18 protein-coding genes and 2 pseudogenes are annotated in these 13,860 nt (G+C 46.4%); 8 read left to right on the top strand and 12 right to left on the bottom strand.

Going from position 1 to position 13,860, the window contains the following annotated elements:
• From G465_RS13845 to G465_RS0106825, 6 genes and pseudogenes are all read left to right on the top strand, one after another.
• Positions 1 to 206: pseudogene (locus tag G465_RS13845) on the top strand (zinc ribbon domain-containing protein); the annotation flags it as partial.
• 43 nt (positions 207 to 249) lie between these two features.
• Positions 250 to 357 (top strand): annotated as a pseudogene (locus G465_RS15405) (uracil phosphoribosyltransferase); the annotation flags it as partial.
• Positions 358 to 398: 41 nt separating this feature from the next.
• Complete coding sequence (locus tag G465_RS0106810; RefSeq protein WP_022653736.1) at positions 399 to 941, top strand: hypoxanthine-guanine phosphoribosyltransferase; 543 nt, start codon at positions 399 to 401, stop codon at positions 939 to 941.
• Positions 942 to 948: 7 nt separating this feature from the next.
• Complete coding sequence (locus tag G465_RS0106815) at positions 949 to 1,689, top strand: S-methyl-5'-thioinosine phosphorylase (RefSeq protein WP_022653737.1); 741 nt, start codon at positions 949 to 951, stop codon at positions 1,687 to 1,689.
• 65 nt (positions 1,690 to 1,754) lie between these two features.
• Entirely contained in the window at positions 1,755 to 2,684 is a 930-nt protein-coding gene (locus G465_RS0106820) for a DHH family phosphoesterase (RefSeq protein WP_022653738.1), read from the top strand.
• Positions 2,685 to 2,721: 37 nt separating this feature from the next.
• Positions 2,722 to 3,246 (top strand): peptide deformylase, encoded by a 525-nt coding sequence (locus G465_RS0106825; RefSeq protein WP_022653739.1) that lies wholly within the window; start codon positions 2,722 to 2,724, stop codon positions 3,244 to 3,246.
• Between the two features lie 15 nt (positions 3,247 to 3,261).
• Here the strand turns inward: G465_RS0106825 and G465_RS13850 are convergent, their stop codons facing one another.
• The 7 genes from G465_RS13850 to ssuE all read right to left on the bottom strand — a co-directional run bounded on the left by G465_RS13850 (position 3,262) and on the right by ssuE (position 8,806).
• Positions 3,262 to 4,101, bottom strand: a complete 840-nt coding sequence (locus G465_RS13850; RefSeq protein ID WP_022653740.1) for an EAL domain-containing protein — start codon at positions 4,099 to 4,101, stop codon at positions 3,262 to 3,264.
• Positions 4,102 to 4,236: 135 nt separating this feature from the next.
• Positions 4,237 to 4,452 carry a TOBE domain-containing protein gene (locus G465_RS0106835; RefSeq protein WP_022653741.1) on the bottom strand — a complete coding sequence of 72 codons (216 nt, stop codon included), beginning with the start codon at positions 4,450 to 4,452 and terminating at the stop codon, positions 4,237 to 4,239.
• A 13-nt stretch (positions 4,453 to 4,465) separates the two neighbouring features.
• Entirely contained in the window at positions 4,466 to 5,281 is an 816-nt protein-coding gene (locus G465_RS0106840) for an ATP-binding cassette domain-containing protein (RefSeq protein ID WP_081642715.1), read from the bottom strand.
• A gap of 7 nt (positions 5,282 to 5,288) precedes the next feature.
• On the bottom strand, positions 5,289 to 6,059 hold the full coding sequence (ssuC, locus tag G465_RS0106845) for an aliphatic sulfonate ABC transporter permease SsuC (RefSeq protein WP_022653743.1): 771 nt from the start codon (positions 6,057 to 6,059) through the stop codon (positions 5,289 to 5,291).
• A 10-nt stretch (positions 6,060 to 6,069) separates the two neighbouring features.
• On the bottom strand, positions 6,070 to 7,215 hold the full coding sequence (gene ssuD / locus G465_RS0106850) for an FMNH2-dependent alkanesulfonate monooxygenase (RefSeq protein WP_022653744.1): 1,146 nt from the start codon (positions 7,213 to 7,215) through the stop codon (positions 6,070 to 6,072).
• Positions 7,216 to 7,240: 25 nt separating this feature from the next.
• Positions 7,241 to 8,170: a sulfonate ABC transporter substrate-binding protein gene (locus G465_RS0106855; protein ID WP_022653745.1), complete on the bottom strand. Its 930-nt coding sequence runs from the start codon at positions 8,168 to 8,170 to the stop codon at positions 7,241 to 7,243.
• Positions 8,171 to 8,206: 36 nt separating this feature from the next.
• Positions 8,207 to 8,806, bottom strand: a complete 600-nt coding sequence (gene ssuE / locus G465_RS0106860; RefSeq protein WP_022653746.1) for an NADPH-dependent FMN reductase — start codon at positions 8,804 to 8,806, stop codon at positions 8,207 to 8,209.
• 397 nt (positions 8,807 to 9,203) lie between these two features.
• On the opposite strand from ssuE, the gene G465_RS0106865 reads away from it, so the two are divergent.
• On the top strand, positions 9,204 to 9,461 hold the full coding sequence (locus G465_RS0106865; protein ID WP_022653747.1) for a YjhX family toxin: 258 nt from the start codon (positions 9,204 to 9,206) through the stop codon (positions 9,459 to 9,461).
• A gap of 9 nt (positions 9,462 to 9,470) precedes the next feature.
• A complete protein-coding gene (locus tag G465_RS0106870; protein ID WP_022653748.1) occupies positions 9,471 to 9,977 on the top strand; it encodes a GNAT family N-acetyltransferase in 507 nt (168 codons plus the stop codon).
• 62 nt (positions 9,978 to 10,039) lie between these two features.
• Here the strand turns inward: G465_RS0106870 and G465_RS15760 are convergent, their stop codons facing one another.
• The 5 genes from G465_RS15760 to G465_RS0106895 form a co-directional block, all read right to left on the bottom strand.
• Positions 10,040 to 10,180: a hypothetical protein gene (locus G465_RS15760; RefSeq protein ID WP_022653749.1), complete on the bottom strand. Its 141-nt coding sequence runs from the start codon at positions 10,178 to 10,180 to the stop codon at positions 10,040 to 10,042.
• A 132-nt stretch (positions 10,181 to 10,312) separates the two neighbouring features.
• Positions 10,313 to 11,608 carry a histidinol dehydrogenase gene (hisD, locus tag G465_RS0106880; RefSeq protein WP_022653750.1) on the bottom strand — a complete coding sequence of 432 codons (1,296 nt, stop codon included), beginning with the start codon at positions 11,606 to 11,608 and terminating at the stop codon, positions 10,313 to 10,315.
• Between the two features lie 36 nt (positions 11,609 to 11,644).
• Positions 11,645 to 12,268, bottom strand: a complete 624-nt coding sequence (locus tag G465_RS0106885) for a LysE family translocator (protein WP_022653751.1) — start codon at positions 12,266 to 12,268, stop codon at positions 11,645 to 11,647.
• Between the two features lies 1 nt (position 12,269).
• Positions 12,270 to 12,920 (bottom strand): ATP phosphoribosyltransferase, encoded by a 651-nt coding sequence (hisG, locus tag G465_RS0106890; RefSeq protein WP_027405257.1) that lies wholly within the window; start codon positions 12,918 to 12,920, stop codon positions 12,270 to 12,272.
• Between the two features lie 101 nt (positions 12,921 to 13,021).
• The gene (locus G465_RS0106895; protein ID WP_022653753.1) at positions 13,022 to 13,747 is read right to left on the bottom strand and encodes a flagellar brake protein; all 726 of its coding nucleotides are present in this window, start codon (positions 13,745 to 13,747) and stop codon (positions 13,022 to 13,024) included.
• Positions 13,748 to 13,860 lie beyond the last annotated feature (113 nt).

Raw genomic sequence — 13,860 nt, forward strand, 5'->3', positions numbered from 1 at the left:
GTCACGTCAGCGCAGACAACCGGCAAACACAAGCCCGCTTTGTCTGTGTCGAGTGTAGTTTCGAGGAAAACGCCGATGTGGTCGGCGCGATCAATGTTCTAAGGGCGGGACACGCCCGGTTCGCCTGTGAAGTGAGCGGTGCAGCAATGCCGCCAGCAGCAGGAACCCACCGAAGCGACTCAGGTGCGGCTCAATGCCGCGCTTGAGCGCCGTAGGAATCTCCGGCCTTCAGGCCGGGGAGGATGTCAAGTAGATATCTACTCGGCCTCGCTCGATAGCCATCTCAACGAACAAGGCTATATCATTCCGGGGCTAGGAGATGCCGGAGATAAAATCTTCGGTACTAAACACGCCTGATCGGGTGTGTTGTTTTTTATTTTTTGCTGGACGAAATTTGTATGCCCAATGTTGCTGAAGCCCGTGGCTTGCTTAATAGCGCCGATATTTTGTTTACTGCTGCCGAAGTGGATGCAGCGGTTGACCGTATGGCGACAGAAATTACTGCCAAGCTGGGCGAGACCTACCCTCTCGTGTTATCCGTCATGGGGGGCGCGGTCGTCTTTACCGGCCAATTGTTGCCACGCTTGTTGTTCCCTCTCGATTTTGATTATGTCCATGTCAGCCGCTATGGTGATAAAACCCACGGTGGTGAATTGGTGTGGCGCACTTCGCCAAAAGAAGATGTCCGCGACCGAGTGGTGTTGGTATTAGATGACATCTTGGACGAAGGCGAAACCATGGCTGCCATTCGCGACAAGGTGCTCAGCATGGGAGCGAAATCGTTCCACAGTGCTGTGTTTGCCAATAAATTGATTAGCAAAGCCAAGCCAATCACTGCAGACTTTGTTGGATTGGATGTCCCTGATCGTTATGTATTTGGTTATGGCATGGATGTGCGCGGTTTGTGGCGTAATCTTCCTGCTATTCACGCCTTAAAGTGAGTGAATTATGTTAGCCATCATCGGGGGTAGCGGGCTATCTCGTTTGCCAGGTTTAGACATCACGCATCGTCAAGTGATGCGCACACCCTATGGTGAACCGTCGTGTCCTCTGTCTTTTGGGCAAATCGCTGGCCGGCAGGTCATCTTTTTAGCCCGACATGGCTATGGCCATTCTCTTGCGCCACACGAAATTAACTACCGTGCCAATATTTGGGCGCTGGCTGAAATTGGGGTCAGTGGTATTTTGGCTGTTGGGTCTGTCGGGGGGATTCACCCTGAATTGACCACGGGCACGTTAGCCGTCCCTGATCAGATTCTCGACTATACCCATAGTCGGGCTGCGACTTTTTTTGAAGGTCCGGATCAACCGGTGGTGCATGTTGATTTTAGCTATCCCTATGATGCAACGCTGCGTTGCCGTCTGCTAGAGGCAGCGGCAACGTTGGCCGTTCCTGTTCATGATGGCGGCTGCTATGCAGCTACTCAGGGACCTCGTTTAGAAACAGCCGCTGAAATTCGCCGTCTTGGTCAAGATGGGGCGGATATGGTGGGGATGACGGGAATGCCCGAAGCGGCACTTGCACGCGAAAAACACTTACCCTATGCCACATTAGCCGTAGTCGCCAATCGGGCGGCAGGGTTAAACGGCGCAGGGGTGGAAATTGATTTTCAAGCAAACCAAGCTGCTTTCCTTCAAGGTCTCGATCAGGCTCGGCGTATCTTGGTTGCGTGTTGTTCTCCGATTTAAGAGTCTCTTTATATTGGCTTGCCACGATAAAACAAGCCACCTTACCCTCATCAGGAGTGTTAGAAATGACCGAAAAATACCGCCTAGTCACCCGCAGCGACTTTGACGGTCTGGTGTGTGCCGCTTTGCTGAAACATCTGGATTTGATCGACGATATCTTGTTTGTGCATCCTAAAGATATGCAAGATGGCAAGATCGAAATCTCTGGCCGCGACATTACAACTAACCTGCCTTACGTCAAAGGCTGCTATCTTGCTTTTGACCACCATCTGAGCGAAACCCTACGCAATGATGGCAATATCACCAACCACATCATCAGCCCAGATGCACCGTCGGCAGCACGCGTGGTGTGGGAATATTACGGTGGCCATCAGGCCTTCCCTGCCGCATGGGATGAAATGATGGATGCCGTGGATAAAGGCGACTCGGCGAACTTCACCACCGAAGAAATTTTGCATCCTGATGGTTGGGTATTACTGAATTTCTTGATGGATGCACGGACAGGTTTAGGGCGATTCCGTGAGTTCCGCATCAGTAACTATCAACTGATGATGAAACTTATCGACTATTGCCGCACTCACACCATTGAAGACATTTTGCATTTGCCAGATGTGCTAGAGCGTGTTGATCTGTATTTTGAACACAAAGATCGCGCCCTAGATCAGCTGCGTCGTTGCACCAAAGTACATGGCAATCTGTTGGTGTTAGATTTGCGTGAAGAAGACACGATTTGGGCCACCAATCGCTTCACACTGTATGCCTTATTCCCACAATGCAATATCTCGGTGCATGTGCTGTGGGGTTTGAAACGGCAAAACACCGTGTTTGCCATTGGCAAATCGATTGTCAACCGTAGCTCGAACACCAACGTCGGCGAGCTGTGCCTCAGCTATGGCGGTGGGGGCCACTTGAATGCAGGAACTTGCCAAGTTGAGAACGATAAGGCAGCTGAAGTGCTAGATGTGATTATTCAAAAAATCAATGCTGATGGTTAATTTGGCATTGAAGTAACTCAGCAAGAGGTACGTTGCCATGTCTGTATGTCCTATTTTGAAAATGGGTGATCCCAGATTATTGCGTCTTGCCGATCCAGTGACAGCGTTTAATACGCCAGAACTGCATCAGTTATTGACCAATCTACGCGATACGATGGCAGCCACAGGTGGAGCAGGCTTGGCAGCGCCACAAATTGGGGTCAATCTGCAAGTCGTGATTTTTGGAACGGGTGAAAAACTTGCTCGCTATCCAAATGCCGACCCCATTCCCCCCACCGTATTAATCAACCCAACTCTGACCCCTTTGGGTGCCGAGATGGAAGATAACTGGGAAGGCTGTTTATCTATCCCCGGACTGCGTGGCCTCGTCCCTCGTTATACCCGCTTACGTTATCAAGGTTTCAATGAATTCGGCGACCTGATTGACCGAACAGTCGATGATTTTCACGCCCGCGTGGTGCAACATGAATGCGATCACTTGTGGGGCATCCTTTATCCAATGCGGATGAAAGACATGCGCCAATTTGGTTTTACTGATGTGCTATTTCCCGATCTGGCCTAATTCGGTTATCTATGATCAGCAAGGAATCACCGCATGTGGCATCGCTAAGAAATAACCTTGCACCCAATCACACCCCACATCTTGTGCGAGGGAAAGTTGTAATTGATGTTCTATTCCCTCGCAAACCACTGTCGCGCCCATTTGATGTAAGTGCTCAACAATCTTGGGTAAGGCCAATCTCACTTTTGGTTCAACAACTGCCCTTTGGATAAGTAACCGATCCAACTTCACGATATCTGGTTCTAATAACCACACTCGATCTAGGTTTGAGTGTCCCGCACCAAAATCGTCTAAAGCAATTAGAAAACCTTGTTGACGATAGCTATTGACTGCCTCAAGTAACAGCAAATTATCATCGACAGCATCTTCGACAATTTCTAAAGTAATTTGTGGTGGAGACAGTCCTGCAATCTGTAAAATATCAGCAAAAAAACGACCATGTCCTGTTTTAACGCCAATCAGGTGGAACGCATTAATATTTAAAAAGATAGAAAAACTGGGGGTTGGCACTTGTCTTAGTAGATTAGCAATATGTAATACCCTGACCAAACGATCAAGAAATATTGCTCGAGCAGGCATTCTTTCCGTGGTGAATAAAAGATTAGGCGGAATTGAGTGGCGATTACTCGACACTCTCGCTAAAGCTTCAACCGCAATAATTTTTTTCTCGAAAGAAAAGATGGGTTGATACGCAGAGGTAATTTCCCATTCATCAAAGTGGGCATAAATCTTTTGCTCACGACCAAAAAAAACACGCTGATCTAGTGATGCTTCTGCAAAGAATGCATTTGCAGTGTCTAACAAATTGCAAATCGTGGGTGTGTTCACCAGATGCAATATATCAAAGTTACCCATAACATTTTAATGCCTTTTTATTTTTACAAATGAATATTAACACCCTCCATTTTAGATAAAAAATAATATATAAAGATTCTCTCATAGCAAAAAGTTATAAAGCCCTCGATCAAGATCGAGGGCGAGTAGCAAACATCAGAGTTTTGCAATGGAAACTTCTGTCGATTTCACAAAGGCAATGACTTGATCACCCACTTTCAAATCCAGATCTTTGACTGAACGGGTTGTGATCACTGAGGTCACCAGTCCTGCTGGTGTATTGACGTCAACCTCTGACAGCACAGGCCCTTCTAAAATTTCAACAATATTGCCTTTAAATTGATTGCGAACGTTAATAGATTTGATTGACATTTCAATTTCCTTTTCAAATTGCCCAACGTAGTTGTTGCCATTGTTGGCTCACATATTTGGTTACGCTGGGTGGAGATAAAACTGTTTGTGGTGTTGCTAAAATACGATGCAAAATTTTTTGCTCATATTCGACCAACAGTGCTTGTGCTGCTGAACGTGGTCTTGCTAAATCTATTTTAAGATCTAATCCAATTTTACCCCCTTCTAATAAAATGACTCGATCTGCCAGTTTGACAGCCTCATTGACATCATGAGTGACCAATACCACAGTAAAACCATGTTTCTGCCATAGCTTTTCGATCAATTGCTGCATATCTATGCGAGTTAAAGCATCTAATGCACCTAGTGGTTCATCTAATAACAATAACTGTGGCTGATGAATCAAAGCTCGTGCTAATGCCACGCGCTGCTTTTGTCCACCAGATAAACGAGCCGGCCATTCTTGTGCTTTATCAGACAAGCCAACTTCGTCTAATACTTGATAGGCTTTTTCCTGCCACGGACCAGATAATCCTAATCCCACATTGTCAATCACGCGTTTCCAAGGCAACAAGCGAGGGTCTTGAAACATGACTCTAATTTGCTGCTGTTGATCATGATTACCAAAGATTATTTCTCCGGAGCTGGGTTGATCTAACCGAGACAGCAATCGTAATAACGTGCTCTTACCACAACCAGAACGTCCCACTAATGTGACAAATTCACCTGCAGCAATCTCTAAATCAACTTCATTTAATACTTTCTTGTCAGAAAATTGCTGAGATACTTTCTTCAAATCAATCTTTAATGCAGATGATGTCTCAACGTGATGGATATCATTTTTCATCATCTTTTCCTCAATTCAAATAAGCAGGGTGCCATTTAAGTGCAACACGCTCAATGGCTCGGGCAAGCATATCGACTAATTTACCTAACACTGCATACAGCAAGATAGCTAATACAACAATGTCAGTTTGAAGAAACTCTCTGGCATTCATCGCAAGATAGCCAATTCCAGAAGAGGCAGAAATTGTTTCAGCGACAATTAAAATCACCCATGCAAACCCTAAAGAGAAGCGTACACCAACTAAAATAGAAGGTAGTGCGCCGGGTAGTAAAACATCCTTAAATAATTGCCAACCCTTTAGGCCATAACTACTTGCCATCTCTAGTAATTGTTGATCAATTGATCGAATGCCGTGGTAGGTATTCAGATAGACAGGGAATAATGTACCAAAGGCAACTAAGAAAATTTTTGCTCCTTCATCAATTCCAAACCACAAAATAACTAATGGAATTAAGGCAAGAGGTGGAATATTTCTTAACATTTGCAAGGTGGTATCAAAGGTATTTTCAGCAACTTTTGATAAACCCGCAGCAAGCCCAAGGATGAATCCAAGTCCACCACCAATCAGAAAACCTAATAAAACACGAAAGAAACTGATTTTTAAGTGGGCAATTAACTCACCATTGGAAAGTAAATCCCAACCTGCCACCAAAACAGCGGATGGGGCAGGTAAAATGCGGCTGTGCAACCACCCCACTTCAGCAGCAAACTGCCACCCACCAAATAGCAAAGCAGGAACACACCAAGGCACCAAAGGACGTAACCACGTTGACACAGCCATTGCGTTACTCCTATGAAGCAGACACTAACTGCGCTGGGGGCGCGATATTAGCGATGGTTTCACCAAATGGTGTTAGAAAAGCAACATCGGGGGTCAGGGGTTGGGCACGATCAGGCAAGTGAGGGAATAACAATTCGGCCACGCGGTAAGCTTCTTCCAGATGTGGATAACCCGATAACACAAAGGTATCTATGCCGAGTGCTTGATATTCTTTCAGTCGTGCGGCTACTGTCGGGCCATCCCCGACTAAAGCAGTGCCTGCACCACCGCGCACCAAGCCGACCCCCGCCCACAGATTTGGACTGACTTCGAGTTGATCGCGTTTTCCACCGTGTAAGGCAGACATCCGCCGTTGGCCTTCGGAATCGGTTTTAGCAAAGGCATTCTGTGCTGCAGCAATTGTGTCATCATCTAATCGACTGATTAATTCATCTGCTGCTTGCCATGCGGCTTCATTACTTTCTCGAACGATGACGTGAACCCGTAAACCAAATTTCACCTCCCGTCCTCGTAGTGCTGCACGTGCTTTTACGTCAGCAATTTTCTCTGCGACTGCCGCAGGTGGCTCTGCCCATGTCAGGTAAGTATCAATATGCTCTGCGGCCAGTTCATGTGCTGCAACAGAGGATCCGCCAAAATATAAAGGTGGATGAGGACGTTGCACTGGTGGGAATAAGACCTTGGCCCCTTCTACATCAATATATTGTCCTTGTAATGACACGGTTTCTCCGGCCAATACGCCCTTCCAAACATGCAAGAATTCACTTGCAGCATGGTAGCGTTCATCATGAGATAGCTTTACACCATCGCCAGCAAATTCATTTGGATCCCCGCCTGCTACGACATTGACTAATAGACGTCCTCCGGAAAGCCGATCAAATGTAGAAGCCATCCGCGCAGCCACCGTGGGTTGCATGATGCCTGGACGAACTGCCACCAAAAACTTCAGGCGCTTTGTCAATGGAATCAATGTTGCAGCAGCCACCCACGGATCTTCGCATGAACGACCGGTAGGAATCAGCGCACCGTTGAACCCCAAACGATCTGCTGCCTGAGCAATTTGCCCCAAATAAGCTTGATCTACTGCCCTTGCACCTTCTGCAGTTCCTAAGTAACGACCATCACCATGAGTTGGAAAAAACCAAAAAATATTCATTTCAACTCCAAAATGGGTAAAAAAATTATTGCAATACGGCTTGTTGCACGGAAATCCGCTTCGGAATAAGTTTTAGATCAGCAAAAACATCTGCGATTTTTTGTTGCTCTTGAATCACAACAGAAGAGATCGGGGAGACACCAAAACTATATCGGCTGGTCGCCAATGAAACGATGTCTGTTGGCAACCCAATTTGAGGCGCGAGAAATGCTGTCACTTGTTCTGGGTTTGCCTTACCCCATTGATCAATTCGATCCAGTTCTTCTAGGACAATCTTGGTAATTTTTGGGTTTTTCTGTGCAAAATCTCGACGGGCAAGATAGAACTGATGGTTTTTTACAATCCCTTTACCATCCGCAATCACCCGAGCCCCGATCTGCTTTTCTGCTGCGGCAAGGAAAGGATCCCAAATGGCCCAAGCATCGACACTACCCCGCTCAAAAGCAGCGCGAGCATCGGCAGGAGGTAAGAAAACGGTTTGAACATCGCTGTATTTCAAGCCATGTTTCTCTAATGCTTTAACCAGCAAGTAATGCACATTAGAGCCTTTATTAAGAGCAATTTTCTTGCCTTTTAAATCTGCAACAGAACGAATGGTTGAGTTTTTTTGCACAACAATCGCTTCTGATGAGGGAGCCGGCGGCTCATTACCGATGTAAACCAAATCAGCACCCGCAGCTTGAGCAAAGATCGGGGGGGCTTCTCCTGTTGTTCCAATATCTATCGATCCGACATTTAAGCCTTCAAGTAGCTGGGGGCCAGCAGGAAATTCAGTCCATTTAACTTCAATACCATCTGCTTTAAGCCTTTGCTCTAGATTGCCTTTGGCTTTGAGAATGACTAACGTGCCATATTTTTGGTAACCAATTCTGACGGTGTCTGCATGACTTGGCAGATGGATGAGTGCTACAACGCTGGCAGCCAAGATAGTGGGAAGAAAACGTTTTAAAGACATTTTGATATCCTTTCTTAATTTTTTGACGCAAAATTTTTAGACACTGACTCGGGCATCACGAACACGCTCAGATAACCAAGCATCTTCTAATGGACGAGGGAAACGACGATGTAGCTGTTCAACAAATTGATCTAATGCAAGGTCTAATCGTTGTGTCAGCTCACTCTCGAGGCCGACCAATTCACCAGCTTGGCTTGGACGTGTAATTTGTTTATCAATAGCAAACACACCAGGCAAAATCTCACCTGCTTTTAATGCCGTCAAAACAGGTTTAAGGGCGTAATCGACGGCAAGCATATGTGCAGTTGTGCCGCCGGTAGCAATCGGGAGCACCACTTTATTGTGCAGTCCGCGTTCGGGGATGAGATCAAGCAGTGTTTTGAGTGCGCCAGAGTAGGCTGCTTTATAAACTGGGGTCGCAACAATCAAGCCGTGGCTTTGTTGAACTTGTTGCAAAAATTGTTGTACCGCCAAACTGTTAAAGCGGCCATATAACAAATCTTCGGCAGGTAACGAGAAGGGTGTCACAACTTCAGTGTTGAAACCGTACGCATTCAAGTAGCGTAAGGCCACATCAACTAGGGCTGCAGTTCGAGAGTTTTCGCTCGGGCTGCCAATGAGGGCAAGAACAGACATCACAACTCCTATCCATGTGCTGTGTTAGCAATGGAAACAAGCGTAACGCCAAATTTTAATAATTAAAAATTATATTTTTTACGTCTTTAATTCCAAAAAAGTCTATCAAGCATAAGGGAGGGGTGCACCTCATGTGTTGAGGTATCCCCATCCGGATCAATACACATACGTCTTTGTCATGCTTGGAGGAAGATTTGCTTGGTGACAGTTTGATCGTAGAGGCTTTAAAATCGCAGGCTGATTTTATTTAATCAAAAAGGTTTTGGATGTTATTGGAGCTTGTAGCTATCTGATAACGCCCCCCTGAATCAGATAGGTGGGATTGTTATCGATAGGCAAAAAATCGCATAGGCATAAAAAGCCCTTGCTAGTTTTGTACAACTACAAGATAGCCAAAATGAATATCTCAAAGCCTGAACAAAAAACCTTGCATGTTCTTGCAAAAGGTGGCCGCATTGTCCACATCCGAAGTGAGTCGGGCCACATCACTCAAGTGGATTGTTACACGCGGGAAGGGTTTATCCTGACCGAGTGTACGATGACCATTTTCAAAAAACTCCGCGCTAAAAAATTGATTAGTTCAAAAAATCGTCAGCCTTATATGATCAATAAAGCTGGCTTGCGCGCCGTTCGCGCGCAATTAGATAATCAATAGGGGGGTGAGATGAAAATTGAAATCAGAAAAGAAAAGCCAGCAGATATTGATGCCATTTTTTCTGTCACAGAAAAAGCATTTTTGAATGCTCAACACACACAACATACTGAACAATTCATTGTCAATGCTTTGCGTAACAATCAAGCACTATCATTATCGCTGGTTGCACTGCATAACAATATTATTGTTGGCCATGTTGCCTTTTCGCCAGTCAGTATTTCTGGCTGTCATCAGCATTGGTTAGGTGTGGGGCCCATTTCGGTTTTGCCTCATCTTCAAAACCGAGGGATTGGGGCTCAGTTGATGCAGGCGGGGCTCGATTGGTTGGCGAATGTTGGTATCGATGGTTGTGTGTTGGTAGGGGATCCCAGATTCTATTCGCGATTTGGATTTTCTGCTCAGCACGGTTTGATCTTGCCAGAGGTACCAGCAGAATACTTATTAGCAAAAAGTATCAGTGGTGTGATTCCACAAGGGATTGTAACGTTTAACGAGGCATTCCAAGCCAAGCAATAAGTAGTCTGATGGCAGGGTAGAAATGATCTTGGATTTACCCTGCCACAGATTATATGGTCAAATTAAGAGAGTTTTTCTAATAATTTCTCAATCACTTTTTCAATTCCTAACTCTTTAGATTGCAACTTAAATAGATTTTCTCGGGCTTGTTCGATAATTTCGCGAATGGCCAGTTCTTGGGTTTCTTTTAAGTCATAACACATAATCAGTTAAAAAGTCATTTTTATACCGATTTGTGCAGCAATTTAATTCCAAGAAAATTTTACAACACGAAAAAAAACGCCCCACACCATAGCGGTATGAGGCGTTTTTTTAAATCAGGAAAAGAGAGTGGATTAGGTCGATTTAAGACGTAACTCAGCTGCGCGGGCATGGGCAGTTAAGCCTTCACCGTGCGCCAACGTGGCAGCGATTCGGCCAAGGCTATCCGCACCATCAGCAGACACACGAATCAAACTGCTGCGTTTTTGGAAATCATATACGCCTAATGGACTAGCAAAACGCGCGGTGCGGCTAGTAGGGAGAACGTGATTAGGGCCTGCACAATAATCACCAAGCGACTCGGACGTAAAACGTCCCATAAAAATCGCTCCGGCATGGCGCAGTTGATCGAGGTAGTGTTCAGGATGTTCTACCGACAACTCTAAATGCTCTGGTGCAATATAGTTAGCAATTTGGCAGGCTTCTTCTAACGAAGCCACTTCAATCATTGCCCCACGATTCTTCAAACTGGCTTCGATAATCGCTCGACGAGGCATGGTGGGTAATAAGCGGCCAATGCTGGCCTCAACCTCGGCGAGGTAATTCGCATCAGGGCAAAGCAAAATCGCTTGGGCGATTTCATCGTGCTCGGCTTGGCTAAATAAATCCATCGCAATCCAGTCGGGATCGGTTTTGCCATCACAGATCACCAAAATTTCTGATGGTCCCGCAACCATATCAATCCCAACAATACCGAAGACACGGCGTTTTGCTGCTGCGACATAAGCATTCCCCGGCCCAGTGATTTTATCCACCGCAGGGATGGTTGCTGTGCCATAGGCCAAGGCAGCCACTGCTTGCGCGCCGCCAACAGTAAATGCCCGATCAACCCCCGCAATAAACGCCGCAGCCAACACCAAATCATTACGCTCGCCACCCGGAGTGGGCACAACCATAATCACTTCACCCACACCAGCCACCTTGGCAGGGATAGCATTCATCAAGACAGAAGAAGGGTATGCGGCTTTTCCACCCGGCACATAAATCCCAACTCGATCAAGCGCAGTCACTTTTTGACCAAGGACAGTACCGTCTTCTTCGGTGTATTCCCACGAATGGGCCAGTTGGTGCTTATGGTAGCGGCGAACACGACCAGCAGCAGCTTCTAATGCCGAGCGTGTTTCTGCTGGCAGTCGGGTAAACGCTGCTTTCAGTTCATCGTGAGTGATTTCTAAATCAGCAGCCTGTGCTACCTGAACACGGTCGAAACGGGCGGTGTATGCCAACAAAGCGGCATCGCCCTGTGTTTTAACAGCCTGAATGATGTCGGCTACCGCTGTATCAACCGCAGGATCTTGAGCCGTCTCGAAGTCTAACAACGCAGCCAACCGTTCTGAAAAGTTGGCTTCTCGGGAAGATAATTTCAACATAATGGGGCGCTATCTCGGATTGATTAAGAGAAAAAATCAGGATAAAGCGACTTTAATACCCAGTGCTAGCAAAACACCCCCTAGCACTCGGTCAACCGTGTGTTGCACACGCCGTAAAGCGCGTAATACCCAAGCTTGTTGGATCAGCAAGACCAATAGAGGCCAATAGACAATCCCCAACAAGAAGATGATAAGGGCAATTAAGATTTTTTCATGTAAAGAAGAATCGGGTTGCAACAGCTGAGTGAAAACACTGAAGAAAAACAACGTCACTTTGGGATTGAGAAGATTACACAACAACCCTTCACTGAAAGCACGCCAAAATGGGACTTGTTGTTGTGTATGGCCATTTTCATCCGTGACAGATGACACACCACCACGTGACAACAAGGCCTGCACACCAATCCAAATCAGATAGCCTGCACCAGCATATTTCAACAGATCAAACAGCCACGGCGTTTGCTGAATAATCAATACCAAACCAAGCACACAATAACTCATGTGCAGCGCAATACCCACGTTAATGCCTAAGGTGGTTGCTAATGCCGCCCGCCGTGAATAACGAGCAGCATTTTTCACCACAAGAAAAAAATCTGGCCCCGGGCTTAGCATCGCCAATAAGGCAATGACGCTAATGGTTAGAACGGTGTCCCATCCCATATTAGTTTTGGCTTTCTATTTTCACACCAGCAGCAAAGGCATCCATCACTGGGCGTAAGGTGGCGTATTTCAATTTCAGCGCAGCTTGGTTTACCACTAAGCGCGAACTGATATCCAAAATATGTTCCACTGCCACCAAATCGTTGGCACGCAGGGTATTACCGGTTGATACCAAATCAACGATAGCATCAGCCAAGCCAACCAACGGCGCCAACTCCATCGAACCATATAGCTTAATCACATCCACATGCACGCCTTTTCGGGCGAAGTGTTCTCGGGCAATTTGTGGATATTTTGTTGCAACTCGCAAACGCGCCCCTTGTTGCACTGCGCTGTCGTAATCAAAGCCGTTTTTAACCGCCACCATCATTCGACAACGGGCAATTTCAAGATCGAGCGGCTGATATAAACCTGCACCGCCATGTTCAATTAAAACGTCGCGTCCAGCAATGCCCAAATCCGCTGCGCCATATTGCACATAAGTCGGCACATCACTGGCGCGGACAATAATCAGACGCACATCAGGTAGATTGGTTTCAATAATCAGTTTGCGAGAAGATTCTGGGTCTTCTGTTGGCACAATACCCGCCGCCGCCAGCAGCGGTAGGGTTTCATCAAAAATTCGGCCCTTAGAAAGTGCAATCGTTAGCATGGGCACATCCATTAATTCAAAACGAAAAACAATAAAAAAAACGGCCCAGCTGAGGTCATCAGCTGGGTTGATCCTAATTTGCCCACACCACCACCTTAAACTTAGTCACGCTCCATCGCACGACGTTCTCGTTCTAGCTGAGCAATATATTTTTGGATAATGGTTTGACCGCGCATTGATAGGTCTTTGAACTCACAGCCAACCCGTACTTGCACCGTATTATTGCGCTGAGGAATACGCAAAATATTGCGTACTTCGATCACAACGGGAACTGTACCAGCTTGTTTTAAGTCCAAAGCCACATCAGAGTAAATCTGCGTCACATCAAATCCGGGTAAGTCTTCAGGCGTCACCAAAGACACCCCACCCAAACTGATGTCGTAGATCGGCAATGTCACCCCATTACCTTCGTCGTAGTCATGGACGTTACACATCACCGGACTGGCAATCGGGGTTCGAATGCGGAAATACTCGCGGCGCTGTAGTTTAATCAATGAGGAGGGTAGATTTGTCACGAAGGCGGGGGCACCTTCATACGTTGTCTCTTTAACCCGACCCACTGAGAACTGCGTCTTAACGCCTTCCGGCGCACAGACCAGCACGTTGCGTTCGCTCGTCAACAATAGCCGATTCATATTGCCGTCGGAACCTATGTCAAAAATCAGCAGATTTTGTCGGGTATCGACCGCCAGAAGACGAGTCAAAATAAACGATTTTCCATGATTGGAAAACACGGTCACCATTTGTCCTGCGTTGATAATTCGACGCAAGTGGTGGGCGATTTCCAATGAGGAAGTCAATGTATAGAGGGCGAGTTCCTCGCTCATCGGCAGAGGGGCGTTAGAGGCGTCGCCGGAAGGGGGGCTGATGTCTGTCACGTTGCAGGAATATCGCTCTGTGTTACGTTACAAAGAATCACTAAAGCAAAATTTATGCTTTA

The organism is Aquaspirillum serpens DSM 68 (assembly GCF_000420525.1).
GTDB lineage: Bacteria > Pseudomonadota > Gammaproteobacteria > Burkholderiales > Aquaspirillaceae > Aquaspirillum > Aquaspirillum serpens.

Bases quoted from the DNA above. Each gene is read 5' to 3' on its own strand.
- G465_RS0106810 (WP_022653736.1), top strand. From the start codon at position 399: ATGCCCAATGTTGCTGAAGCCCGTGGCTTGCTTAATAGCGCCGATATT.
- G465_RS0106815 (WP_022653737.1), top strand. From the start codon at position 949: ATGTTAGCCATCATCGGGGGTAGCGGGCTATCTCGTTTGCCAGGTTTA.
- G465_RS0106820 (WP_022653738.1), top strand. From the start codon at position 1,755: ATGACCGAAAAATACCGCCTAGTCACCCGCAGCGACTTTGACGGTCTG.
- G465_RS0106825 (WP_022653739.1), top strand. From the start codon at position 2,722: ATGTCTGTATGTCCTATTTTGAAAATGGGTGATCCCAGATTATTGCGT.
- G465_RS13850 (WP_022653740.1), bottom strand. From the start codon at position 4,101: ATGGGTAACTTTGATATATTGCATCTGGTGAACACACCCACGATTTGC.
- G465_RS0106835 (WP_022653741.1), bottom strand. From the start codon at position 4,452: ATGTCAATCAAATCTATTAACGTTCGCAATCAATTTAAAGGCAATATT.
- G465_RS0106840 (WP_081642715.1), bottom strand. From the start codon at position 5,281: ATGATGAAAAATGATATCCATCACGTTGAGACATCATCTGCATTAAAG.
- ssuC (WP_022653743.1), bottom strand. From the start codon at position 6,059: ATGGCTGTGTCAACGTGGTTACGTCCTTTGGTGCCTTGGTGTGTTCCT.
- ssuD (WP_022653744.1), bottom strand. From the start codon at position 7,215: ATGAATATTTTTTGGTTTTTTCCAACTCATGGTGATGGTCGTTACTTA.
- G465_RS0106855 (WP_022653745.1), bottom strand. From the start codon at position 8,170: ATGTCTTTAAAACGTTTTCTTCCCACTATCTTGGCTGCCAGCGTTGTA.
- ssuE (WP_022653746.1), bottom strand. From the start codon at position 8,806: ATGTCTGTTCTTGCCCTCATTGGCAGCCCGAGCGAAAACTCTCGAACT.
- G465_RS0106865 (WP_022653747.1), top strand. From the start codon at position 9,204: ATGAATATCTCAAAGCCTGAACAAAAAACCTTGCATGTTCTTGCAAAA.
- G465_RS0106870 (WP_022653748.1), top strand. From the start codon at position 9,471: ATGAAAATTGAAATCAGAAAAGAAAAGCCAGCAGATATTGATGCCATT.
- G465_RS15760 (WP_022653749.1), bottom strand. From the start codon at position 10,180: ATGTGTTATGACTTAAAAGAAACCCAAGAACTGGCCATTCGCGAAATT.
- hisD (WP_022653750.1), bottom strand. From the start codon at position 11,608: ATGTTGAAATTATCTTCCCGAGAAGCCAACTTTTCAGAACGGTTGGCT.
- G465_RS0106885 (WP_022653751.1), bottom strand. From the start codon at position 12,268: ATGGGATGGGACACCGTTCTAACCATTAGCGTCATTGCCTTATTGGCG.
- hisG (WP_027405257.1), bottom strand. From the start codon at position 12,920: ATGCTAACGATTGCACTTTCTAAGGGCCGAATTTTTGATGAAACCCTA.
- G465_RS0106895 (WP_022653753.1), bottom strand. From the start codon at position 13,747: ATGAGCGAGGAACTCGCCCTCTATACATTGACTTCCTCATTGGAAATC.